Source organism: Anatilimnocola aggregata, assembly GCF_007747655.1.
GTDB lineage: Bacteria > Planctomycetota > Planctomycetia > Pirellulales > Pirellulaceae > Anatilimnocola > Anatilimnocola aggregata.
The window spans coordinates 3,945,279-3,969,938 of sequence record NZ_CP036274.1 but is presented as its reverse complement, the minus strand read 5'-3'; the positions used below and the strand labels follow the sequence as shown (position 1 = coordinate 3,969,938).

9 protein-coding genes and 1 riboswitch are annotated in these 24,660 nt (G+C 58.1%); of the genes, 5 read left to right on the top strand and 4 right to left on the bottom strand.

From position 1 onward, the window contains the following. Nucleotides 1–1,190: 1,190 nt before the first annotated feature. From ETAA8_RS15015 to ETAA8_RS15000, 4 genes are all read right to left on the bottom strand, one after another. Nucleotides 1,191–4,082 carry a di-heme oxidoredictase family protein gene (locus tag ETAA8_RS15015; protein WP_145089650.1) on the bottom strand — a complete coding sequence of 964 codons (2,892 nt, stop codon included), beginning with the start codon at nucleotides 4,080–4,082 and terminating at the stop codon, nucleotides 1,191–1,193. 131 nt (nucleotides 4,083–4,213) lie between these two features. Beyond that, a complete protein-coding gene (locus tag ETAA8_RS15010) occupies nucleotides 4,214–5,785 on the bottom strand; it encodes a LamG-like jellyroll fold domain-containing protein (protein ID WP_145089647.1) in 1,572 nt (523 codons plus the stop codon). Then, on the bottom strand, nucleotides 5,782–6,336 hold the full coding sequence (locus ETAA8_RS15005) for a sigma-70 family RNA polymerase sigma factor (protein WP_145089645.1): 555 nt from the start codon (nucleotides 6,334–6,336) through the stop codon (nucleotides 5,782–5,784). The genes ETAA8_RS15010 and ETAA8_RS15005 overlap by 4 nt, the downstream gene beginning before the upstream one ends. A 483-nt stretch (nucleotides 6,337–6,819) precedes the next feature. Next, nucleotides 6,820–9,051, bottom strand: a complete 2,232-nt coding sequence (locus ETAA8_RS15000; RefSeq protein WP_145089642.1) for an SPFH domain-containing protein — start codon at nucleotides 9,049–9,051, stop codon at nucleotides 6,820–6,822. Nucleotides 9,052–9,181: 130 nt separating this feature from the next. Further along, nucleotides 9,182–9,355: riboswitch (cyclic di-AMP (ydaO/yuaA leader) on the bottom strand. Between the two features lie 576 nt (nucleotides 9,356–9,931). On the opposite strand from ETAA8_RS15000, the gene ETAA8_RS14995 reads away from it, so the two are divergent. The 5 genes from ETAA8_RS14995 to ETAA8_RS14975 all read left to right on the top strand — a co-directional run bounded on the left by ETAA8_RS14995 (nucleotide 9,932) and on the right by ETAA8_RS14975 (nucleotide 24,657). Beyond that, nucleotides 9,932–11,320 (top strand): sulfatase-like hydrolase/transferase, encoded by a 1,389-nt coding sequence (locus tag ETAA8_RS14995; RefSeq protein ID WP_145089639.1) that lies wholly within the window; start codon nucleotides 9,932–9,934, stop codon nucleotides 11,318–11,320. 482 nt (nucleotides 11,321–11,802) lie between these two features. After that, nucleotides 11,803–13,254 carry an SDR family oxidoreductase gene (locus tag ETAA8_RS14990; protein WP_145089636.1) on the top strand — a complete coding sequence of 484 codons (1,452 nt, stop codon included), beginning with the start codon at nucleotides 11,803–11,805 and terminating at the stop codon, nucleotides 13,252–13,254. Nucleotides 13,255–13,292: 38 nt separating this feature from the next. Continuing rightward, the gene (locus tag ETAA8_RS14985) at nucleotides 13,293–22,427 is read left to right on the top strand and encodes a type I polyketide synthase (protein WP_145089633.1); all 9,135 of its coding nucleotides are present in this window, start codon (nucleotides 13,293–13,295) and stop codon (nucleotides 22,425–22,427) included. A 49-nt stretch (nucleotides 22,428–22,476) separates the two neighbouring features. Then, nucleotides 22,477–23,256 (top strand): SDR family oxidoreductase, encoded by a 780-nt coding sequence (locus ETAA8_RS14980; protein WP_145089630.1) that lies wholly within the window; start codon nucleotides 22,477–22,479, stop codon nucleotides 23,254–23,256. A gap of 9 nt (nucleotides 23,257–23,265) precedes the next feature. Then, complete coding sequence (locus ETAA8_RS14975) at nucleotides 23,266–24,657, top strand: hypothetical protein (protein WP_145089627.1); 1,392 nt, start codon at nucleotides 23,266–23,268, stop codon at nucleotides 24,655–24,657. The last annotated feature ends 3 nt before the right edge of the window (nucleotides 24,658–24,660 follow it).

The window sequence follows — 24,660 nt, the reverse complement described above, 5'->3', positions numbered from 1 at the left end:
GAGGCTTCAGGCAGATTTCCTGCCGTAGCTTTTCAATAACACGGCCAGTCTCTGTGTGCAACGGATCTCGTTCATGGGGAGCGATTCGACTGGCTGTGTCGAGTTGCGGGTTCTCGGCTTGATCGCGAGGGCGTTTCTTTCCTTGTGGTAATGGTCCATATACTCCTTGCACACATGGTCCATGTGTTTTTTGCCGAAAATTGCACTCCTGCTGGGGGCTGGGTTTGACGCAGCGAATGATGGAAGTGCGTCCTTTTTCACCCCGCCGGGACCGTCGGCCATCTGAAACTTACGCCGACTTCGGATGAGCTGTCGGATGACGTTGCTCAATTTCATCCGAGAGCGAAGAGAATGCGCGCTGCTGGAAATTCTCTCGATGATCCCGTTAACAGTCCATCTTCACAGCGATCGTCAAATTCATTCTCTACGCTGTTAACCCGATTCGAAATTTCACGACTGGGGTATCAGGCCGAACTCTCCCCATAACTGCTTAACGCAAAACCGCGGCCCAATCTGAGACGAAAAACAGAGAGCGCGGTTAGTAGGAGAGTCCCGACCAGGGAGCTCCTATTTCGGCCCTAACTTGGACCGACCCAACGGTTAACGCTAAACGCCGGCCAGAGAGTTCTGCCGGCTTTTGACGTTTACACATTGTTCTGCAAGGAGTTACGGCGAGAGCCGAACTCTCTCCGGTGTTCCTACCGCGCTCTCTATTTTTGCCCGGCGACCGATTTCGCCGCCACTCACCCGAGAACTCTCTCCGCTCTCTGTTTTAGCCGGAAAAGTGGTTAACAGCCTCGTTCGATCCGGGGTACTGGTCGGGACGCAGATACTAACTAGAGAGCGCAGGAAAAGTAACATCGGCATGTCGGACCGAACCGCACACGGAAGCTCCGGCTGGCTTTTTGCTAAATCTTAAGCGGCGCCTTCACGCCCGACATTAGCCATACGAAGGCAATCTGAACAGGTGTCGCCCTCTTCCGTGGCCCATCGCTTCAAGACCTCCACCAGCGACAATTTGTCGGTAGGTTGTGCGATGAGAATCGGGACTCAATGGCGCGAACGTCGCCAGGTGCGAAGCGGGTGTTCACGTCGGTAGTCCCAACGAGATACCCCCAGCGGGCTTGCTTTACGACACGAAACCATTCTCGAGGTTTTCAGATCTATCAATTCCTGCGTCGTCGTGTTTCCTAGAGTGATTTGAGAAATCGGATGAGCGAAGAGCGGTCGTCGGCGGACATTTCCACGAATGCTTTCTTCGCTGCCGCAGCCTCCCCGTCGTGCCAGAGAATCGCTTCACTCAACGTTCGGGCTCGGCCATCGTGCAGATAGGCCTCGCCTCCGCTGACACCGGCCGTCAGGCCGATACCCCAGAGCGGCGGCGTACGCCATTCGGCTCCCGTCGCGCCTCCATCTGAGGGTGAACCATCGCCGAGAGTATCAGACAGACCGGCTCCGAGATCGTGCAACAACAGGTCGGTGTATGGTTGAATCTTCTGACTGCGAAGTTCGGCCAGTAAAGCAAATTCGCTGGTCGTAAACGACGACGCATGGCACTTGGCACAGCGGGCTTCGACAAACAGTTTCTCGCCGCGCTTGGACGTTAGTTCGTCGAGATCGCGCCGCGCCGGAACGCCCAACAACGCGACGTAGCGATACATCCGGTCCAAATCTTCGTCGGCCAATTCCGGAGCGCCCTTTGCCGCCGACTCGGTCGCCTCGTGATCGACAATCGGGAATATCGACGTCGTCACGCCCATATCGGTGTTGAGAGCACCGGCGATCTGATGAAGCAGCTTCGGCTGACTCGCCTTGTAACCGAACCGACCGACGCGTAGCACGTTCGACTGTGGATCGAGCACAGTTAGCGCACGGCCTGAAATGCCGTCGCCATCGGCATCGTCGGGATCGGCGGCCGCAAGAATTTCGGCTTCGGGAATCGCTTCCAGCAGGCCGAGGCCGACGAGTTGCGGCGTCAGCCGCACGGAGAAATGCGAGGGCGTCACGCCTGAGAAGTCGTACCTGGGTTTGCGCAGTTCATACGATTCGCCGTCGGCGAATTTTCCTGCGATCATGTCGTAACCCGCGATTTGAACTGCTGCCTCCGGCTTGCCGGAGACCGACTGCGGTTGCAAGGCGGTGCCGAGCTGCAAGTGGGGAGCGGCATTTTGATCTGCACCAACCTTCACCACGCTTTGCAACATCTGCTTGCCGGTCTCCGGCGGCAGCGCGCGGCCGTTGTTGACATGGCAGGCGATGCAACTCGTTGCCACGAATTGTGGACCAAGTTTGCCAGCTTGTTCTTCGTACTGCGGATTGCCTTTCTCTGAATGAGCCCCAGTGCCGAAGTCGGTGTGATGGAGGCGTCGGCCAAGCATGAAAGGCTGCGCGTTGCGCGGAGCGATGTTTGTCGCCATTTGCTTGAGCCGATGATTTGGCTCGTCGGAGTATTGATAGGGCAACGTCGTGTGGCCACCCAGCCACGCCGTTTCCGGCAACGGCTCAGGATCGAGCCACTCGCCTACGCCATACCAAGGCACGACGCCGCGACCGACGACGTACACGATCGCCGAGCCGTAATAGTTCGCGCGACCACGCGGCGGCTTCACCAAAAATGGGCTAAACTCGAATTCGATGACATCGCCCATTCGCAAGGGACGACGCTCGCGGGAATTTGACTTAACGATGGCCGTATAGTGCGTGTCGTCAATCTGCTTCGAGTCGACATTGTGTGCATATTCGGCGACTGTGTTCTTGCCGACGTAGAACGCGCGAAAGTCGGGCGTGTTCAGGGGCCACAGCGATGTGATGTTGAACGTAACGTCGTCGCCGCCTTTGGCGACCCGGTCGACAATCTCGATGCCGATAGTGCGATACTCCCAGTAAAACGTGTTGTACTCGTCATAGGCACGAAACTTGGCTTCCCGTGCGTGGCGGCCACGCACGCGATCGCCGATTTGCGTGATAATCGCGTCGGCCGTTTCAACGACCGTCGCAGGCTCGCGTTCCGTTTTCAGATCAAACAACGGAACTACCGTCTGATTCGCCGTCGGAGACGTAGGGGACTTCTCCGTCACAAGCTTTAAAACGCGTTTGTTGCGGCTATCGCCGATATAGAGCGTGTTCGTCGGCGGGTGAAAGTAGACACCGTGTGGGCCGTCGAGTTGAGCGACAAGCGGCGGTCCTCCAACGCCTGCGGTTCCTCGCTCCCCGGTGCCTGCGATCAGAATCACTTTTTTCTCAGCGACGACATACTTCTTAATCGCGTGGCCGAAGTCATCGGCAATGAACACGTTCTCGTCAGCGTCGAAGCCGAGGTGTTTCGTGTTGTCGCCGATGGTCACTTCGCCTGGTTGCGCCTTCTTCTTGTCGACGAGGACTTCAATTGTGCCGTCAGGTCTGAGAATGCGGAGCGTGCTGCCTCCCGCGACGTAGATGTTCCCCTTGGAATCCACGGCAATGCTCCGACCTCCCGGCAGACCTTTGACCGTGTCGATCACTCCGGATTTCATATCGAGCACGCGGACGACTCCGCTGAAGCCGCCCAGATAGAGTTTGGTGTAGTCAGGGGCGAAGAATAGGCTGGCGACTCCGTCGAGCGAGGCCTCAGCGCCTGGGCCACCGTCACCGCGCACGCCCTTTTCGCCATTGCCCGCGACGGTCGACAAGATGCCAGTCTTCGCTTCGATCTTGCGCACGCGGAGATTGGAACTGTCGGCGATATAGATATTCCGCTCGCGGTCGAGCACGAGATCGTGCATCGCGTTGAACTGTCCATCTACGGCGGGGCCGCCGTCACCGCTGAATCCTTTCTCGCCCGTTCCGCCAACCGTCGTGATCACGCCTTTCGTATCAACTTTGCGAACGCGATGTTCCGAGAAGTCGGCGATGAACAGATTACCCGCAGCGTCGATCGCCATGCCAAAGGGTTGCCCCATCGCTGCACCAATCGCAGAGCCACCGTCGGACCCCTTGCCGCCTCCGGCCACGAGTAAAAGTTCGTCGGCTTGTGCGATCGTGACGATCACCGCGCCCATGCAACCGATCAGTAATACTCGGCGGATCACTGCGAAGAACGACATTTAGGGCTTCCCTTTTTTGGATAACACATAGATTTGCTCGGCCTTAACGGGTCAGCCTGGTTCACGGCTTCGTCGAAGACTCCAAAAGGCGTGACCAAAGGAGCTCAAGGAACCAAGGCCAAAAACCACCGTCACGGCCTGCCGTGTTCAAAGTACGCATGCAATTCGTTTTCGCTCATCACTCTGCCGACGATCGCGAACTCATCGAGCGCACCGTTCAAGTGCCGCATCGCGGCAGCTCGGCCGTTGCCGACTTCCGCCATGCCAATCTGCAGCGACGGCGGTTTGAAAGAGGCCCCGTGACCGCACGCTCGACCGTTGATGAAGTGTCGGATCGTCGAACCATCGAACGTCGTTGCGAGCATCAGCCATTGGCCGTACAGATCGCTCGTCACAACGGGATAGCTGTTGACGGCTTCCCAATCGAGCTTGCGACGCCCGAGGTCGCGACCGACTTCCATTCGCAATTGCCCGCGTTCGGTGATGAGCCAGTTCATGGCACCGACTCGCTCCGCTTCAACGGCCATTAGCGACGTCATTCCCGACGACATCGCATCGACTCGCACCCATGCCAGCAATGTGATCTGCTGCAACGGTTGCTCAGCCAGAATTCGCACGCGATCGGACGACCGATGAAACCGCAATGCCAGCTTTGATGCCCAGCGCCCAGTGACCCACTCACAGCCAACAATGCTGCCGTTCGATCGCGCGGCTTCGTTGCTCTGCTGATCGATCAACGTCGCGCCCTGCCCGTCTTCAATCGAGTAATGCAAGACGATCGCCGGATCGGCGCTGAGCGCGGCGCTCACTGCTCGCCAGTCATCGAACCGCTTTCGGTCGGCATCGGCTTCGAGCTGCACAAGCTCGGCTTCCATCAAGAAGGCCGAACGATCGGCCTCGATCGCGACGAGCTGCTCACGTTCGAGCCGCACCGCTTCACCGGTATTCAATGCGCGAGCGGTGGTCGCAACGTCGTTCGCCTGAACTTCGACGAGCCCCTCGAACACATGTACTTCTGCCGTCGCCGCACCGCTCGAAGTCTCGACAACCGTCAATCCAAAATCCGTTCCGCGATCGACGACCTCGCACGAAGAAGTTCTCACCGTGAAGCCGCGAGCCTGTTGCGGGACATGCGCATTAATGCGGCCTGACTTCAACAGACTCTCGCTGGCCGAGATCAGTTGCAGTTCAGCCGGGCCTTCGACGACCAGTCGCGCACCGTCATAGAACTCAACGAGCACCGCTCCCGACTTGAGCCGCAACCAACCGGGCTGCAACAGTGAGCCAGTCGCTCTCGAGTCTGCCTCCGAAGTCCACTCAACCTGAGCCGCATGAGCCAACAGCGCGACTCCTTGCTCAGCCGATTCTGCCGGAGCACGCCAAGCGAGTCGGATCGCAACTCCGATCAACAGCAGGGCGGCCACAATGATCGCGACATGCTTCAACGACACTTCCACTGACCGTTTGTGACGCGTCGCGAGCGGCACGGTTTCTGACCCTGCTTCCGCCGCCGATTGAGCCGCCCATTCTGCGAGCCCGAGTTCATTATCACAATGTAGAAACCACAAATGCCGAGCTTCGGCGTTGTGAGTCAACATTTCCTGCAGTCGCGCGTGCTGCTCGTCGGTCAGCAGTTCATTGCTCGAGGCTGCGAACAGCGTCCGCAATTCATCAAGCTGCGAAGGTTCGAGTTCGTTGCTCATGACGCCTCCTCCGCCAATCGTCGCGTGACGCAATCTGCGAGCAATCGTCGAATGGTATTTAGCTTGTTGTAGATCGTCTGCGGAGCACGACCGAGCTGCTGAGCGAGCCCAATCAAATCGCTGTTCTCGCAATACGCCGCCGCAATCAATTGCCTCTGCGGCTCATCAAGCTTCTGCAAGCACCCCTGAAGCGCCTCGCGTCGTTCGTCCGCACGATCAAGTTCAACCAATCGTTCCTCAGCCAAGGTTTGCAGCAGTTCGTCATGAAACTGCAATCGCGACCGAGCCGCGACCCGCTGAAAATTCTTTGCCTCGTAGAACGCCACAGTGCTGGCCCAAGCAAGGAAGTCCGACCCAGTCTCAAACGAATCAAACCGCCGCCACATCGTGAGACTCGCCCGCTGCAACACGTCCTCCGCGTCATGCCGATTCCTCAGCAACGGCATAAGGTACGCGAGCAACCGCCGATGCGCAGCCGTCAACAGCGAAACAAACAGCTCATGCCGTTCGTCATTGACAGGCTGTTCGGAGTTGGTGGTTATCGTTGCCATTACCCAAGAATGTACGCCTCCCGCCCGAGTTACCGGAGCCAGTGGCAAATTCACGAGGTTGTGGCCGAGTTGATAGGCCGCTTAGTCGGAATCAGCCAAAGGTTTCAGCGTTTGAACAGGCAATCGCGTTCGTGGTGGTGCTGTAGCCGCGCTGGATTTTAGCTCACCAGACCGCCAACGCATCGCGATTCCTGCCAGTAAGCGGTCCGATCATGCGACCAAGGTTAGGTTGTCATCGCAATCGACCGGTCTATCGTCTTGTATTTTGGAATAATTCCGGCGGTTGCAGCTCGCTTAGGTCACATCGGCCAACGAAAAATGGCCTCGTTCGGCTCGGGGTACTGGTCGGGACGCAGATACTAACTGGAGAGCGCAGAGGTAACATCGGAGTGTCGGAACGACGAAGTTAACGACAAAGTTCGCGCAGCCCCAGTTGGGGACTGCGCTGGTTCTCTTTACTACTTGGCCGATCGCCAATGGGAGTTACTTAGCGATGATAGCATTTGACTCAGCCGCGAGACCATTGCCAGGTAACGAGTTGTTCATGGACTGTAGCGTTTCACGCGTCAGCTGAGTTGCCAGTTCCTTAATCGCTGCAAGGTCGGGACCTTCCCGATCAGCAAAGCTCGATCGTTCGGCGAGCAGCGATTGCAGGATCATTCCTACTAGTCCAGTCATCGCCGGCTGGCAATTACCGGCTGCGACGCCGTTTTCAGAATGAGCATCTCCATTTCCCGGCACGCCGGATAGGAAGACTCGTTCTGGAACCAACGGTTGTGTGCTCTTCGAGAGGGCTGCGCCCACATGTGCGAGGACAAACAACCGTGGGTCGCCGTAGCTGGCCACTTTTTGAGTGAGGACTGCGGCCTCCGAAATCCCCATCTGCATGATCCGTTGTGCTTCGCCGCGGCCTTGCATGATCGCCTGCTGACTATCGGCCTCTGCAAGCACCAGCGTTTGTTCGGCGGTGAGGCGCGACTGCGTCAGCTGAGCTTCAGCCATGACGATCTGCTTGTCGGCTTGCTTGCGCGCCCGTTGCAAGTCGGCCTCCCCTTCGCTTTCGGCGATTTGGGCCTTCACGCGGGCATTGGTCAAACTGGTTTGCATATCGGCCTGGGCTTGCGCTTCGGCTAATTCACGCCGTTTGTCTGAGGCCTCGCGCTGCCGCTGATACGTTTCCAATTGTTCGATCGAGAGTTGCCGCGTCCGAAGTTGTTCCAGCAACGATTCGATCTTCCCTCCCTGTTCCTCGGTGTCGGGCTTGCCGATCAAGACGTCGACGCATTCGATGTCGAACTCATGGAAACGGCGTCGCAACTCCGCCCGCGCTTCCGCTTGAATGGCATCGCGATCATGCAGCAGTTCCAACATCGTCTTCTTATGGGCGATGTCGCGAAAATACGCACTCAGCAGCGGATCAAGCGTCTGCGTGATTAACTTCTTCACGTCACCGAATCGCTGGATGACGTTCGGAGCTCGCTGATAGTCGATATGCACGACCACACTTAAGGGCAAACGCGGCTCATACGCGTCGCGGGTGACCAGGTCGATCGAACGGAGGGAGTCGTCGTAGCGATGTGTCTCACTCCGCCCGGTCACCCAGTGCAGAACGAAGTTCGTCGTCGGCACGAGCACGATGTTTCCTGCATAGGTATTAAACGCGTACTTGCCTGGCCCATAGGGGCGTTCCCACACGCCCCGTTCGCCCTCGGTCACGCGTTCGCCGTGGCGAAACGCTTCGCCGGAAAGATCGCTACCTGCGCGACCATAGTAACTGACGACGACGCCCACGTAGCCGATCGGGACGACCGTCTTGGGAATCTGCTCGACGCTGGCGAACCAACGGTTGATGAAGTACGTGCCATCCGTCAAGGGCTGATATTGCCGCCCGCGACGACCGCCGCCATTCAGGAATCGCTGGGCATCCTGGAAGTTGTTGTGATAGGCCGCGTCGCCTACTTCGCTACCGACTTCGGGAGCGATGATTTCACCCGAGGCGAGCGACGCACCATCATGAACCGTCACGATGCCAATGCTGTCGACAACATGATGCTGCTCGGGATGCAGCGGATCATTGGCCTGCATCGGCTGCCCGATCACAACGGGTTTGAAGCCGTCAACGTTAACGAGCGCCCGTTGCCAGGTCGAGACGTTCTGCATTTCCCAAGTGCTGATCAAGCGGTGTAGCGTGTACACCGCGTCTTCGGTGATTACGATGAACAATGCCGGATTGATGGCATATACGCCTTCGCGCAGGATCGCCAACTGGCGACCGCGCTGGCCGACTTGCCGCGGCTCGGGTTCCTTGCCGTTTTCACGCTGAATCGTCGCGGGTTTCAAGAACGAACGAGCGTCCTGAAAGTAATTGCAATCGACAACGCGGCCCAGCGTTTGGCTCGGCGGTAAGGGTTGGCCATCACGGGCGTACACATAGCCGATCTTGCCCTGGGGCACGATGACGAGCGGGCAAACGTGCACGCGGTACTGCCAGCGCCACAGGCCAAAGTGAATACCACCGCGGAGCAGGTCCGCATGATAGCCGGCTTCCCCCTCGAGCGCCATGATGCCACCTTCGGGCACCGAGCCGCTGGCGGACCAGAGCTTTTCGACAACTCCCACGCAATTATTCGGAATGAAACGCAGGGCCAACCAGGTCAGCAACAGCAGCTTGAATCCAATTGCGACAACACCGAGCAACACCAAGAAAAAGAACATCGACCACCTCCTGATGGTGGCGCGCACGTGCCCTTCCGTAGCACTGGACTAAGCCAATGGCCCACCATCGAACTGGGCAGCAGTGTCCAAGCATTGGACAAGAGTGCCCTCTCAAATTGTGGATCAGCAACACGAGTTGCCAATCCGCCTACGAGGTTAGCTGTCGGGCTAGGGCTTGAAAGTACCCTGGTGGATTCAACGTCGAATCAACCTGCGCCCCCAGCTGGAATGCGAACTTCGCGTTCCAGCAAAACTGGGTCCCCCGTTCCCGCACGCAAGGTGCAGAACTCGGCTGCTGCCGCTCATTATATCGACCTTTTCCCGGCCGCTAGAGTACCACGCAATCCGGACGGCCGTGTTTTGTAGTGAAAGCATTTCGCTGTAAGGAATTAAAACTTTTTCTCCACTCGCTAGACAGCACGCCGCACCCAGCGAGCGCCGGCAGCTCCGCGGTCGCTGTTGATACTTTCTTAGCGCGCTCCACCCAAATCTTAACAGCCGCGGCGATTCGCCGCCACTGGTCGATCGAGAGCAGCTTGCACTGGGTGTTGGATGTAACTTTTGCAGAGGACGCCATCCGCCAGCGCCAGGCGCCGCAGACTTCCGCCATGTTGCGACGCTTGGCAGTGTCCATCTTGCAAGTGGACACGTAGCTCAAAGATAATCTCCGCGGCAAACGCTACCGCGCCTGCGTCTCCACCGACACCCTCGAAGGAATACTCCGCACCTTTTACCGAGAATTAAGATGCGATTGCCGTGAGTTGCTCCCATTGTCTTTCTTGACCGTGCATTTTCCTGCCACGATACTGACGCGGTTCGTAAACGCGCAGATATGTGCGTTTACCGCTGACAATGCAGCCTGCTCTTCTCCGGGATATTTATGCGATTACTACACAAATTAACTGCACCGGCCATTGCCATCGCCGCGTTCTGCACCGCACTCTGTCCGCTTTTTGCCGATGAAAGTCCGATTTCCAAGCGTGGACCGAATATTATCCTGATCATGGCGGACGATTTCGGTTTTGAGTGCGTGGGAGCGAATGGAAGTGAATCGTATAAAACGCCGCATCTAGACAAATTGGCTGGGGGGGGAGTCCGCTTTACGCATTGTCACGTGCAGCCATTGTGTACGCCCACCCGCGTGCAGTTGATGACCGGGCAGTACAACATTCGTAATTACCTCAATTTCGGCACGCTGCCACGCCAAGAGACCACATTCGCGCAACTGTTAAAAAAGGGTGGCTATGCCACAGGCATCTGCGGCAAGTGGCAACTCGGTCGCGAGGTCGACTCTCCTCAACACTTCGGTTTCGATGAATCGTGTCTCTGGCAGCACACACGTCGGCCGCCCCGCTATGCCAATCCGGGTCTGGAATACAACGGAGTCGAGAAAGACTTTCGGAACGGTGAGTATGGTCCGACGCTCGTTAATGATTTCGCGCTCGACTTTGTCACGCGGCACAAGGACCACCCGTTTCTGCTGTACTACCCAATGGCGCTCACGCACGACCCATTTCAACCGACACCTGATAGCGCCGACTGGGATCCGAAGACAATGGGCGAGAAGGCGATGCAGAATCCGAAATACTTCGCCGACATGGTCGCCTACATGGACAAAATGGTCGGCCGCTTGCTCGCAAAACTCGACGAATTGAAGCTTCGCGAAAACACGCTGGTCATCTTTCTGGGAGACAATGGCACCAGCAGTGCCATCACCAGTCGTTTTCAAGGCCAGAATTATCGAGGCGGCAAAGGCTCGATGAACGAGCGCGGCACGCACGTGCCGCTGATCGTCAGTTGGCCGGCCCAAATCAAAAAGCCGGCTGTCAACGACAACCTGATCAGCAGCACCGATATCCTGCCGACAATTTGCGCCGCTGGCGGGGTCACGACTCCCGAGCAGATCGACGGCGTCAGCTTTCTGCCGCAGTTGCATGGTGAAGTTGGCCGGCCGCGCGAGTGGCTATACACTTGGTATTCGCCTCGCCAGGGGGGCGATCAGGCCGTGCGAGAGTGCGCGTTCGATCGTCACTACAAGTTGTACCGCGGCGGAATGTTCTTTGACCTGCAAACCGATCCGTTCGAAGCCAGCCCCGTGGACGTGAAGACGCTTACCGGCGAGGCCAAGACCGCCGCAGCGAAGTTACAAACAGTCCTCGACCAGTTCACAGGCGCGCGACCGAAAGAACTCGACGGCGCGGTGAAAACCAACGCCGGCGGCGACACGCCGAAAAAGAAGAACCAGGGAAAGAAAAAAACCAAGGAATAAAGGATTAAACACTCCCGCTGAGTTTGGTTGTTTGTTTTTGTCCGGTCCTTGGGCGTTTAGTATAAGTATGAATGCTTTGTTTTTTGCGCGCGGCAATTATCCGGAATAAAGCGGAAAACTAGCACGACGCTTCAGTTTGGCGTTCGCTTCGCGCCAAAGAGTGACGGCGCAGACTAGCGCGTTCACTGTCAGTTCGTGCACCCCTCCTTGATTCCTTCGCGGGCAAAGCCGGCTAAGCCACCGGTAGCGCCGGTTCATCACGCGGCCGACTCTCTCATTGAAGCTGGCGATCGCAACCCCGCTCGTTTAGGGGTGCTTTGTCGCTGCGCACGGTTCGCGAAACGCTGGAGAAGAGCCGCACAATCACCTGCGGCTTTACTTTGCAATTCGTCGAATTACGCTGAATTTCTCACCTTGATTGGCATCTATGTACGCCTCTGACCGCCCGGCTCGGCTCAGATGCGACTCGGAATCGCGGCACCATGGCATATTGGTTATTAACCGGAGCGACGGGACTGCTTGGACAGTACCTGCTGCGCGACTTGCTGCTGCGAGGAGAGCGAGTCTGTGTCTTGACGCGGTCCTCTCGGCATCGCACGCCGCAACAGCGGATCGAAGCGCTCTTTCCTCGTTGGGAAAACGAATTGGGCTATCGGTTGCCGCGGCCAGTGATTCTCACTGGCGAGTTGACGGAGCCCGATTTGGGGCTGACCGTCGCCGATCAGCAGTGGCTAAAGCGCAACGTTACTGGGGTGCTGCATAGCGCTGCAAGTTTATCGTTCACTGCAGAATCCAACGGCGAACCCTATCGCACGAATGTGGAAGGGACTCGCAATCTGCTCGAGCTTTGCCACCAACTTGCGCTGCGCCGCTTTTGTCATATCTCGACGGCTTATGTGTTTGGCCTCAACTGCGGGCGCTTCTGGGAAGACGAGTTCGATGTTGGTCAAACGCCTGCCAATGAATACGAACGGAGCAAAATCGAGAGCGAGAAAATGGTGCGCGCCGCATCGTTTCTCGATTCTGTTACGGTCTTACGACCGTCCATTATTGTCGGTGACTCCCAATCTGGTTTCACAAGCACGTATCACGGCTTCTATGCGCCGCTGCAACTCATTTGCACTTTAATCAAGCAAGGCGTTAACGACCTGAGCCCAGACATCTTGGAACGTTTTCAACTTTCCGGAACCGATCGGAAGAATTTTGTCCCCGTCGATTGGGTCTCGCAGGCAGCAGTCAGAATTATTACGAATGCCCGTTCGACGGGCCGAACTTTTCACCTGACTCATCCCACCGCCACGACCATGCTAACCCTGTGGGAAGCCTGGGCGACCGCAATCATGCGCGCGGCGGATGTGGCCGCCAGCAACACGCGCCCTACCTCGGCAAACCAGTCTGTCGATTCAATCGAGCAGTTCCTGAAAACGCAGCTCGATATGTATCGCAGCTACTGGCGCGACGATCCAGACTTCGATTCGTCCAACACGCAAGCGTTTACTCTTGGCCTACGGTGTCCTAAACTTGACGTCGCGCAGTTAGTTCGGTTGTGCGAAGTCGCGATGTCAACGCGGTTTGGCATGGGGGCGCTCGGCGGTTTGCCGGTCCCTCCTGCCGCAAACGGATTTCTGCCAACCGAAATTGCGACAAGTTCAGCTACCGATGATCGAGCCTTGGTTACCGTGGAATTGATCGGTACTCACGGCACAGCTTGGCAATTGCCTCTCACTAACTTCCGCACAACTCTCAACGCGGAACCCAATTGCCAGGGCGTGACAGTCCGACTTGCCAGTGACACCTGGCGAGGAATCGCAACGGGTCAAGTTACAAGTCAACAAGCCATTTCGGCGGGCCAGGTCTGGATTGAAAGCCAGCACCAGCCCGACTCGGGGTGGTCCGCTTGGCTGCAGCAATTGATTCTGGCGCACGTAGGTTAGTCGTGCCAAGCCCGCATCTCCAGTAAGACGTCGAGACCATGACTAGCGCTAAATTGCCTCAAACTCCCATTGCGATCGTCGGGATGGCTGCCCGCTTGCCCGGCGCAGCGAACCTGGACGAGTATTGGAATTTGATCCGTACGAAGTCGGTCGGTTACGGCCAGGTTCCAGAGAGTTTTCTGGAACGCGAGTTGTACTTTCATCCCGACAAGGGCGTCCGCGGTAAAGCGTATACGACCTTGGCTGGCATCGTGCCGGTCGTCGATCCCGATCCCAGAACCTGCCGGATATCCGACTCCCTCCGTGCACGGTCGGAACCAGCGCATCTGACCTATGCCGACACGGTGGCCAGCGCCTTTCGACATGCCGGCTACGACCCTTTCCATTTGCCGACCAAGAATGTGGGAGTCTATGTCGGCCATGCCAAAGCAACCGTAATTGCCACCGACTTGACCTTCTCGACCAAAATCGAGCAGGCTGCCCACGTCGTCCGCAACACACCTGGCTTCGAGCAACTTTCGCCGGCAGCGCAACAGCGCGTCTTCGCTGATTTAATCGCGAATACTCGTGCTAGTCGCCGCGCCCGAACCGTTGGCCCTCAGCCCTTTGTTGGCTCGGGTCACCTGCCCGCCACGATTGCCGAGATCTTCGGACTCGAAGGCCCGCAACTGGCCATCGATGCGGCCTGCGCGTCGTCGTTGTTCTCGCTGGCGCTCGGTGCTCTTGCACTCGATCGGGGCGAGGTCGACATGGCCATTGTCGGCGGTGCTTCGCAGATTCGTTCCGACGTCCTGGTGCTTTTTTGCCAAGCGCAAACTTGCAGCGCTTATGGTTCGTACCCATTCGACGCCCGCGCAGATGGAATGGTGCCATCCGACGGTTACACGGTGGCACTCCTCAAGACATTGCCGCGCGCTCAAGCCGATGGCGACAAAATCCTCGGCGTGATCTCCGGCATCGGCATCTCGAGCGATGGGAAGGGGAAGAGTCTGTGGGCACCCCGGAAAGAAGGACAAGTACTCGCGATGCAGCGTGCTTATGGCACGTGGCACGATCCAGCCCTTACCCAGTATGTGGAATGCCACGCCACTGCCACTCAAGTTGGCGATGCAACCGAACTTGAAGCGCTGCGGGAATTTTTTCAACCACATGTGCCTGCTGGTCGCAAAATTCCGATCGGCGGAGTGAAGGCGAATATCGGCCACACGCTGGAATCGGCGGGCATGGCGGGACTCATCAAGTTGCTGCTTGCCATGCAACATGAAGTATTTCCGGTGACGCCGACTAACAAGCTCAGCGAGTCCATTCCTTGGGATCAATTGCCGGTACGGGTCTCAAGCGAAGAACAACCTTGGCCACGCCCCGCGGGAGGCTTGCGACGTGCCGGCGTGAATGCTTTTGGCATTGGTGGGTTGAATGTGCACGTAATTGTCGATGAAGCGCCACCGCGAGCGGCGCAGCCAAAACAGATTTCGCAGCCCACGTTGTTGTCTGCCACTAACGGCAAAGATTGCCAGTGTGCAGCCAATGGCCAGCGCTCGCCGGATGCTGGACTCGCCATCATTGGACGAGGCGTAGTGCTGCCGGGCGCGTTTTCCCTCGAAAGTCTGCGGCAACTGGTTCGATCTGCCCAAGATCCCAAGAGCGCGCCCCCCGCCGAACGTTGGATTGCCGAACACTTTGTCGATCCGCATGAACGACGCCCCCATCGCGTGGTGTCTGCCCGCGGCGGTTTCATCCGCGACTGGAACTACGATTGGCGCAAGCACAAGATTCCGCCCAAGCAACTGGCAACCAGTTCGCCGCTGCAATTCATGTTGCTCGACTGCGTGGAACAGGCCCTCGGCGAAGCCAAGCTCGATCCTGCGAAGCTGCGCAGCGCGCGAACAGCGGTCGTCGTGGGGGGTGGTTTCGGCGGCGAATTTGCCGCAGCCCTGACTGCCTCGGTTCGCATTCCCGAGATGGAACGCACGGTCAAGCGATTGTTCGCCGAACAGAATGTGCCGGCCCACCTTCAGGCCCAACTCCTGCCACTGATTGGCAAGCGACTGCTCGATGCGTTTCCCAACATTCTTGATGAAACAGGCAGTTTTACCAGCAGCACGCTCGCCTCGCGCATCTCGAAACACTTTGACTTGAATGGCGGCGCCGTCGCCATCGATGCGGGGGATGCATCCGCACTGGCGGCTTTGGCCATTGCCCGCAACTTGCTCGAGTCAGGCGTCAACGACTACGTAATCTGTGCTGTCGGCTATCGCGGACTCGATCTGGTTGATTTCGAAGCAACATCCTTAAGTGGGTACTTGTCGAAGTCGGATCCGAAATCTCCCTTTAGCAAATCCACGGACGGCTGTGCGCTCGGTGAGGGTGCAGGGGTTTGGTTGTTGCAGCGCAGTAGCGCTGCGCTGCGCGACGGTAACCAAGCATTCGGCATTGTCCGAGGGATCGGCCACGCGGCCTCTACCCAGGCGCTGAGTGATGCAGTTGCAAAGGCAGCACAGCAAGCTTGCAATCAGGCAAAAGTGCTTCCGGCAGAAATCGCGACCGTCGAAGTTGCCGGTTCGGGCGACGCCAAACGGGTGCTGGCCGATTTGACGGGTCTACAGGCTGCTTTCAGCCACAAATCGCGCGTTTCACCATTGCACTTATCGTCCGGCGTTCCCCAGTTCGGTTCGTTGTGTAGTGCCCAAGGAATTGTGGCGCTCATGCGCGCTAGTCTGTCGATTGAGCAGGGGGAAGCCTTGCCGACTCTCGGCCACACGGACTCGCATCCGTTGTTGACTGGACCGCACGCAGCACTTTCGGCCTCGCAGAAGCTTCAATCGCTGCCGTCAACAATCCAGGTCGGCTCGCGTTTGGCAGGAGTGGCAACTCTCACCGATCGCGGCTTCGCCATGCACGCGATTCTCGAATATGGAACTCCGGCGCCTGTCACACGCCATGTTGACAAATGCGATGAAGCAACACCCGAACCACGTGTCGTAACTAACGCACCTGAGATACCAACGCCTTCTACTCCGATGTCTGTGCCAACCATGATTCAATTAGCAACTCCAGAAGTGGCCACCTTACCGTCGTTGTTGCGCGTCGGTGCCGCAAGCCCGGAAGCCTTGCTCGCGCGGCTGAAGCAACTGTCTATCGATCTGCCAAACGCCTGGCGACCGTTGCTGAACTATCAGTTCAATGAGGGAGATGCTGCCCGCGCGGTGTTCGTCGCAGCCAACGTCGCCGAGTTACAACGCAAGCTGGAGCTGGCCATCAAACACTTCCAGCAGACCGAGTTGGCGTTGCCGCTGATGGAGCAAGGCATTTTCATTGCCTCGCCAGGAAATGAGCAGTTAAGAACGGCATTTGTCTTTGCCGGCCAAGGTTCGCAGTACACAGGCATGCTGCAGAACCTTATTGAACACAACGCGGTCGCCCGTGAAGCTCAGCAAGAGATCGAAACTTCGCTCGCCAAGCTTGGTTGCGTTCCGTTTGCTCAGTTGGCCTGGCAAGAGGACGCGGGGCTCGGGCAGGATGTGTTCTCGACACAAATCAGCATTCTGGCGGCGGATACGATTCTGTATCGCACCCTGACGGCAAGTGGAATTAAGCCGGATATTGTCTGCGGACACAGTTATGGCGAGTATCCCGCACTGGTTGCGGCCGGCGCGATGAGCTTTGAACAAGCGGTTCGATTGACCCAATCGCGGTGCCGCGCCATCGAAGCTAGTCGCTCTGGTCCGTCCGGCATGCTTTCAACCTCAGCGCCGGTGGCAGAGATTGAGCGCACCTTGCGCGAGCAACGATTGCCCGCCTACATTGCCAATTACAACGCACCTGCCCAAACAATCATGGGGGGCACGCTCGAAGCACTCGAGCAACTCGAAGCTGCTTTAGTCAGTGGCGGCGCTCTCGTTAAGCGATTGAACGTCCCGCGCGCCTTTCACACGCCCCTCATTGCCGATGCCAAGCCGGCGTTTCGGTCGGCTGTGCGGCGCGAGCGCTTGCATCCTGCCCGTATTCCACTCCTCAGCAGTGTCTCAAATCGCTTTGAAGCCGACCCCGAGGTCATTCTCGATAATCTGGTCGATCAACTGACTGAGCCAGTTCGCTACCCAGAACTAATTCGCAGGCTAACCGACGACGGCGTGACTCTGCTGATTGAAGTTGGCCCCAAACAGGTGTTGACCGGCTTGCACCGAGCCATTCTGCCGACGCTAGGCGCAATGCAGGTTCGAACGATTGCTACTGACAATCCCAAGCAACCCGGAGGGGAGTCGCTGCTGCGCGTGCAGGCCTTGTGGGAATGCCTCGGCGGAAAGGAGCTGGCCTCAGTGTCACGTGAAGTTGCCAGCCGCACTTTGAAACAGACGAACGTGGAGCAGGGAACCGCGAATGCACAGTTTCCCATTGTTCATTTCGACGCGACTCTGCGTCGCAAGGAAAAGCTCAAGCAATCGCACTCGTCTCCTTCGGCAAATGGCGACGCTAGTCACTCACCGGCTGCGGCAACAAAGTCGAATGGACATTCAGCTGCTCATGGTCAACCAACTGCCGCGGCTCCGCAGCATGCGCCCAAAGCAACGACTTCGGTCGTCGAACCAATCCTCGCGCCGCGCGATCTGTTGCCAGACACACTTCCAGACGTCTTGCCGGTAGCCCAGCCACAAGCTGCTCCGGTGGCGGTCGCAGCAGCGCCCAGCACATCGGTCGCGGACATGGAGCAGTACCTCGTTAATTTCGTGGTGGATCAAACCGGCTATCCACCCGAGTTTGTGGAACTCGACGCCGATCTGGAAGCCGATTTGGGCATCGACAGCATCAAGAAGGCGCAGCTGTTCGGCGAACTGAACGATCAGTTCCAAATCCCAGCCTCCACCATCAGCACGCTCACGCTGGACCAATTCCCCACACTGCGGCACATTGCAGAGTTTCTACAAAGAACGACACAAGGAACCTCGCAGCCCGTTTCGGAACCGGTCAAAGCATTTGAGCCCGCAACAGTTCAACCAACAACAGCCATCGTCGTTCCGATTGCGGCAGATTCTAAACCGACCGTAGCAGAACATGCATTACCGATTCAATCACTCCCCGCGGTGACGGCACTTAACGCTCCTGTTGAACAAGTACTGACTGAAGAACCAAGTGCCGTAACGTTGGCAAATCCAACCGAGAACGCGACCGACTTGGAGCAGTTTCTGATTCAGTTCGTCGTCGATCAAACGGGTTATCCTCAGGACTTCGTGGAACTCGATGCCGACCTGGAAGCAGACCTCGGCATCGATAGCATTAAGAAGGCGCAGCTGTTCGGCGAACTGAACGATCACTTCGAAGTGACGTCGGTAAATACCAACAACTTGACCCTCGACCAGTTTCCCACGTTGCGGCATATCGTCGAATTTCTCCGCAACCTGCCGCGGCGCGGTGTCCGCAGTCATCACTCGGTTGGCAGCCCCGCGGCCACCCAACTGGAAGAGACCAGCGACGAACCTCCTGCGGCGGCCGTTGCGGTTGCGAGCGCGTCACCGGTCGAAGTTGCGGAATTAGAACCGGTCGCGCCAACGGCATCGACCCCTGCGCCGGTCGCACCTGATGTTCAGCCCTGGAACGACCCGCTGGCTCGAGAGAACTTCCGATCAACCACGCGCGAAGCCTTGGTCTATCGCCGAGCGCCCGTTTTTCCCGCCGTCCTGCCGCAACCTGCGAGTGGCAGTAACCGCGCGCGTCGCCTGCTTTGCCTCGCCGGCACACCATTCGAAATGGGACTTCAACAGGCAAACGCTTGTGGAGACGAACTGAAGGAGTTGCTAAAGAGCTGGTCAGCGATGCCCTCGTCTGACCAAGAGTTGGTCTCGCGTGCTCGACGTGTGGAACAAGCGGCGAAGTGGCTGGGGCGAAACGGAGTCGAAGAACTGCGAGGCCTGGCGGAAGGCTTAGGCGTGCCACTTCAGCTCGTGATTGCGTTTAATCTAGTCAACGACGCTTTCCAGCCTACGACGATGGTGGGAGCCAAGATCGAACCGGGCGCTGGGGTTCGTCTACTTTTGGCGGAGAACGCCCATTCGTTTGATTCGCCCGAAACGAGCGAGTTTCAAGCCGTGCAGAGGACATGCGCCGGTCGTACCGTCACGCTCTTCGGTCTGCCAGGACAACTGGGTGCTCGTGCCGGTGTTTCTTCTCACGGTCTGGCGATGGTCTGCCTTGCCTCGTCGACGAGTGACGCGACTTCACCTGAATTCGAGACCGACAACTACGTCTCTGGTGCCGTGTTGCTCCGCAAGGTTTTGACCGAAGCAGACAGCTTCGCTCAGGCTCAGTCTTTGCTACAGTCGCAACAGTTGCCGTCAGGGTGGAGCTTCCTTGTTGCCGATCTGGTTGGGGAGCAGATCGGAGTCCTCACTCAGCAAGCTGGCAGCTGGACGAAGTCAGTCATTGAGGACAGCATTGTCCTGGGCGGAAGTGATGAGTCCGCGTCGCTGCGCAACTTCTGGAAGGGCGGAGGAGTCAGTGATCAGCTGCTGGCGGAATTGCCGGCTGGCCGCCTGCTGCTGCTTAACGCTCGTCGGGTTGAGTCGCGCACCATATCGAAGTCGAAATTGCCGGCTGAATGCCATCGCCAATCTGCTTGGAGTGCTGCGGACCTTGCGTTGCCAGAGACGAAAATCGCAAGCTCGTCGCAGCATCTCAGCCAACTGCCCGCGGAGTCAGCGCGAGTTGGACACCGTTATGTCTTGAAGCTCGTCCCGGCACCCCTTGAGCCCGGCCCTCGCGCTCAGTGGCACGGCAGCGCGCTCATCCTGGGCGACAATCTGGCTTCTCGCGCCTTAGCGCGGCAGCTGCGTCAGGAGAAGGTCGACTCGGTCATTCTCGATGCGTCGCAGCCCCTTCCCGAAATCATCGCGCGGGTCGAAGCCGAGTGCGCAGCCCAGTCCGTTCCGCATCTGTTTCTCATGCAAGGCTGGGACACGCCGGCACGCTGTGACTTGCGACACGCTGCCTGGCAAACTCGTAAACAGGCCGGAATGTTGGCTCCCTTTGCTGTTGCTCAGCGTTGGCACCAGCTCACAACTGAGCAAAAGTTGCTAGAGCAGTGCACCCTGGCCGCCGCTGTTTCATTGGGCGGCAATTGCGGACTCACGGCCGCGCCCGCTTTCGAAGGGGCCGCTACCGCAGGCATGATCAAGAGCCTGACGTCCGAATTGCGATACGCGGGCATTAATTCGTTCCGAGCCAAGATTGTCGACTCCCCCGCGCACGAAGATCCTCAGCGGATCGCGATCCAATTGTTGCGTGAACTAGCAAGTGGTGACCGGAGCGCAGAAGTTGCCTATCGCGACGACGAGCGACACGTACTGCGCATTGTTCGCGAAGCGGCTTCCTCTCTGGCGACCAAAGCTCCAACGCGCGGTGGAGTCTGGGTGGTGACGGGTGGTGCCCGCGGCGTAACATCTGTCACCGTCCGAGAGCTGGCCGCGCGGTACGGCAGCCGTTTGCACTTACTTGGTTCGAGTCCGCAGCCGCAAGTCGATCCAGCTTGGCTCGAGCTTGATGCTGCCGGTCTAAACCAACTCAAGGTAAAGATTCTCACCGAAGCGCGCGCCGCCGGTGCTGTCCCTGCGAAGGCGTGGAGCAAGCTCGAGCGCGGGCTGGAAATTCAACGAAACCTGTTGGCAATGCAGGCAGCTGGCGTTGCGGCCAGTTACCACCAATGCGACGTTGCAGATGTTTCGCAGCTCACGGCGACGATCGATAAGATTCGCCACACCGATGGCCCAATCACGGGCATCGTGCACGGCGCAGGCATCGAAGCTGCCAGTCAATTCGCTCGCAAGAAGTGGGAGTCCATCGTAGCGACTCTGAACATCAAGATCGACGGCGCACTTGGCTTGCTCGACGCAACCCGGAACGACCCTGTCGAGTTCTTTCTGGGCTTTGGCTCCGTGAGCGGCCTGGTCGGTGGTCCAGGACAGGCCGACTACGCGATGGCCAATTACCTGCTGTGCAACTTGATGGAGCGAATTCGGCACGAGCGGCCAGGATGCCTGGCTCTGGGCGTACATTGGTCGGCCTTCGATGGGACCGGCATGGCGGCGCGCCCGGAAAGCCGCTTGGCCCTGGAAAAGATGGGCGCCAAGTTTATGTCTCCTGAGGAAGGGGCTGCGCATCTCATCGATGAATTTGAGCGGGGACTGCCCAGCGCGCAGATCGCATTTTGCGAACCGAATGGCAAAGTAGCGGCCCGTTTGGCGGAACAAGCAGATGCCGAAGAGACGCCGCCACTCAGCGTCTCTACCAGCGGTGCTCCACAAACGGAAGTGCAACCATCGCTCCCGCCGATGCTTGATCGGATTGAAAGCCAGGTGAATGGAGCATCGCTCGCGGCGCGGGTCGAGTTCTGCCCAGCCCGTGATCCGTTTTTGTGGCATCATCGGCTGTACGGCAAGCCCTTCCTGCCAGCAGTCATCTCGCTCGAAACGATGCTGCAGGCGGCCGAACTCTTTGCGGGACGTCCTGCCACAGCCATTCGTAATCTCGCGCTCGTCAATGGGCTTGCCGTGCCCGAAGATCAAACTCGCGAAGCCCGCGTGACGGTTACGAAGGAACATGATCGCTATAGTTGTCAGCTGACCGTCGATCTGCTCGATCGCAAAGGGCGCACGCTGCAAAAAGATCGCGTGATCGCTGCCGCCGAAGCTGAGTTTGCCGAGAGTGCCGCACCACTCCAGGCGTGGCCCGACCACGAGCCCCCGCTGGGGTTGTTGCCTGCTCAATATGTCGACTTTAGCCCGATCTATCACGGCGCGCCGTTCCGCCGGTTGAAGAGCTATTTCTCTCAGTACGATGGTGGCTTTGGTTCGCTGCAGGCTGAGGATCTGGGAGCACTGCTTGGTGCGCGCGGGACGCGCGGTGCCAGGACACCAGCGGCAATTCTGGACGCGTGCCTGTTTGCCTGCGGCAGCTTTTCGTTCTGGATGTTCGAAAAACGCATTGACGTTCCTCACTCGATCGGTTGCCTCCAACTAGGCAGTCTCCCAGACGCTGGCGAGCAGTTGAAGCTCCGCTTTCGTTACCGCGGTTCAGAAGATGGCTTGCAGAGATTCGATTTTCAAGTCATTGGCGGTGACGCCGCCGTCATCTTGCAAGTGACTGACTACAGAGGAATTAGCCTCAGTCAGCGACTGAAGTAGTCTAGCCGGCTGTGAACAAAAACGTATTCATTTCCTTAAGAGTTTTGGCATGATCGATTTACACGGATATACAGCGCTCGTCACCGGAGCATCGCGCGGCATCGGCCGAGCGTGCGCCATTCGCCTGGCAGAAGCCGGAGCCGATGTTGTGGTGAACTACGTTTCGAGTCGTTCCAATGCGGAAGAAACTGCGGAACAGATTCAAGCTCTGGGCCGCAAGGCACTGGTCGTGAAGGCCGACGTCAGCGAAGAGGATGATGTCCGCTCGCTGATGGAAATTATCGAGGAAGAACTGGGCAGCCTGGATGTCGTCGTCAGCAACGCGGCAACCGGCGGCTTCAAGCAATTGCTCGAAGCGAGTCCCAAGGCCTTCGACAATGCAATGCGAATTAACGTCCGCAGCTTACTCCACCTGGTGCAGGCCGGCATGCATTTGCTCGAACGACCAGGAGGCAAAGGAATCGCGCCCCGCAGCAAAGTAATTGCGCTGTCGAGCGCCGGTTCGAAGTTCGCGCTCCCCAAGTACGGTTTAATCGGCAGTTCGAAAGCGGCGTTAGAAAGCCTCGTCCGCCATCTGACACTCGAACTGGGGCCGCGCGGTGTGAATTTGAACGTCGTGCTATCGGGTCTGGTTGATACCGATTCCGCGCGACTCCTGCCCAATGCCGAAAGACTGCTGGAGGGACGTCGCGCTCGGAGCCTGACGGGGGAAAAACTGCTGGCACCCAGCGATGTGGCCGACACTGTCATGTTTCTCGCCAGTGCGCGCAGCGATCAAATTCAAGGTGCTACCCTGACCGTGGATGGCGGCTCATCGATTCGAGTTTAAGAGCGCAACATGAGTGTACAACCTGCCGAGACCGACCTGCTCCAGCACTCTATTTCGCCGCTGTTGGCCGGGCAAGCGTTGACGTTGGCGCCAATTGAGCATTACTTCGTCGCCGATCAGCGGGCAGATTACCCGCTTACTTTTCTGTCGATGGCAACGCTAACCGGACAGGTGGATCGCCCGGCTTTTGAGCGTGCAATGGCAGTCGCAGTGGCGCGGACTCCGTTCCTTTCGGCACGATTGCAAACCACTAGCCGTGGACGCAGCACCTGGCAAATCGATCAAACGGTGGCCCCGGTCGTAAAGTGGGTCGATGGAGAATGGCCGCTGGATACCGCCAGTTTGAACACCATCGATCTTCGCAACGAACCGGGCATTCGAACTTGGGTTGGCCAGTGGCAGGGGCTAACCCGGGTCGTCATGCAGATTCACCACGCGTGCGTCGACGGCGTCGGTTCTTGTCAGTTTGTCGGCGACCTGGTCACGGCCTATGCCCGGGAACTGGAGCGCGGTGTCGGGCACGAACTACGCCCCATCGAGCCCGCCACACTCGAGTATCGGCTGAAGATCGAGCGACCTGCTGGCCCTCGTCCCTCGCTGTGGCGAGTCATCCGGTTTTTGGCAATCCAAACCAACCAGTTCTTCAATCGCAGACCAATCATCTTACAGCCATCACAACACACGAAAGACAAACCAGCCCCAGCGCTTTTTCCCAATGTCGAAGAGCGCGTCTTGGATGAGAATCAGGCAGCTGAACTCCGTACGTGGAGCACTGCGCACGGAGCAACGGCCAACGAAGCACTGCTGGCAGTCTTCTATCAGACGCTGGCTCAATGGAATGCCTTACATCCCGGACCGGGAAAATGGTTGCGGGTATTGGTTCCCACAAATCTGCGCGGCCTGAAGCATCAAGAAACTCCGGCCTGCAACTTGTTGGGGTTTGCCTTCCTCGATCGCAGGCCGGACGAGTGCAACTCGCCCGTCGCCCTGCTGCCGGAGATTGTGCGCCAGCTTGGCCTGGTCAAGAAGAACCTGCTTGGCAGGACGTTTTTGGATGCGATTGCCGTGGTCCACTCCTTGGGCCTGCTGCAGTGGATGACATCGGCCTGTCAATCAACCGCCACCGCCGTGTTCTCGAATCCCGGCGATCCCAGCCGTCGCTTCCTCTCGCGGTTGCCCAAGTTCAAAGGAAAACCCGTTTTCGGCAATTTGATCCTGGAAGCATTTACCGGCGTGACTCCGCTGCGCCCGGGGACGCGAGTCGGGCTGCTCGTCACTGGCAATCAAACCCGACTTAATTTGACCTGGAACACGGACCCCAATTACTTCACTGCGGAAGATCGCGCTGCCCTGATCGCCCGGTACGAAGCCAACTTGCAAGCGATGTTGGCGGGCGAATAAGGA

Bases quoted from the DNA above. Each gene is read 5' to 3' on its own strand.
- ETAA8_RS14975 (WP_145089627.1), top strand. From the start codon at position 23,266: ATGAGTGTACAACCTGCCGAGACCGACCTGCTCCAGCACTCTATTTCG.
- ETAA8_RS14980 (WP_145089630.1), top strand. From the start codon at position 22,477: ATGATCGATTTACACGGATATACAGCGCTCGTCACCGGAGCATCGCGC.
- ETAA8_RS15000 (WP_145089642.1), bottom strand. From the start codon at position 9,051: ATGTTCTTTTTCTTGGTGTTGCTCGGTGTTGTCGCAATTGGATTCAAG.
- ETAA8_RS15010 (WP_145089647.1), bottom strand. From the start codon at position 5,785: ATGAGCAACGAACTCGAACCTTCGCAGCTTGATGAATTGCGGACGCTG.
- ETAA8_RS15015 (WP_145089650.1), bottom strand. From the start codon at position 4,082: ATGTCGTTCTTCGCAGTGATCCGCCGAGTATTACTGATCGGTTGCATG.
- ETAA8_RS14995 (WP_145089639.1), top strand. From the start codon at position 9,932: ATGCGATTACTACACAAATTAACTGCACCGGCCATTGCCATCGCCGCG.
- ETAA8_RS15005 (WP_145089645.1), bottom strand. From the start codon at position 6,336: ATGGCAACGATAACCACCAACTCCGAACAGCCTGTCAATGACGAACGG.
- ETAA8_RS14990 (WP_145089636.1), top strand. From the start codon at position 11,803: ATGGCATATTGGTTATTAACCGGAGCGACGGGACTGCTTGGACAGTAC.
- ETAA8_RS14985 (WP_145089633.1), top strand. From the start codon at position 13,293: ATGACTAGCGCTAAATTGCCTCAAACTCCCATTGCGATCGTCGGGATG.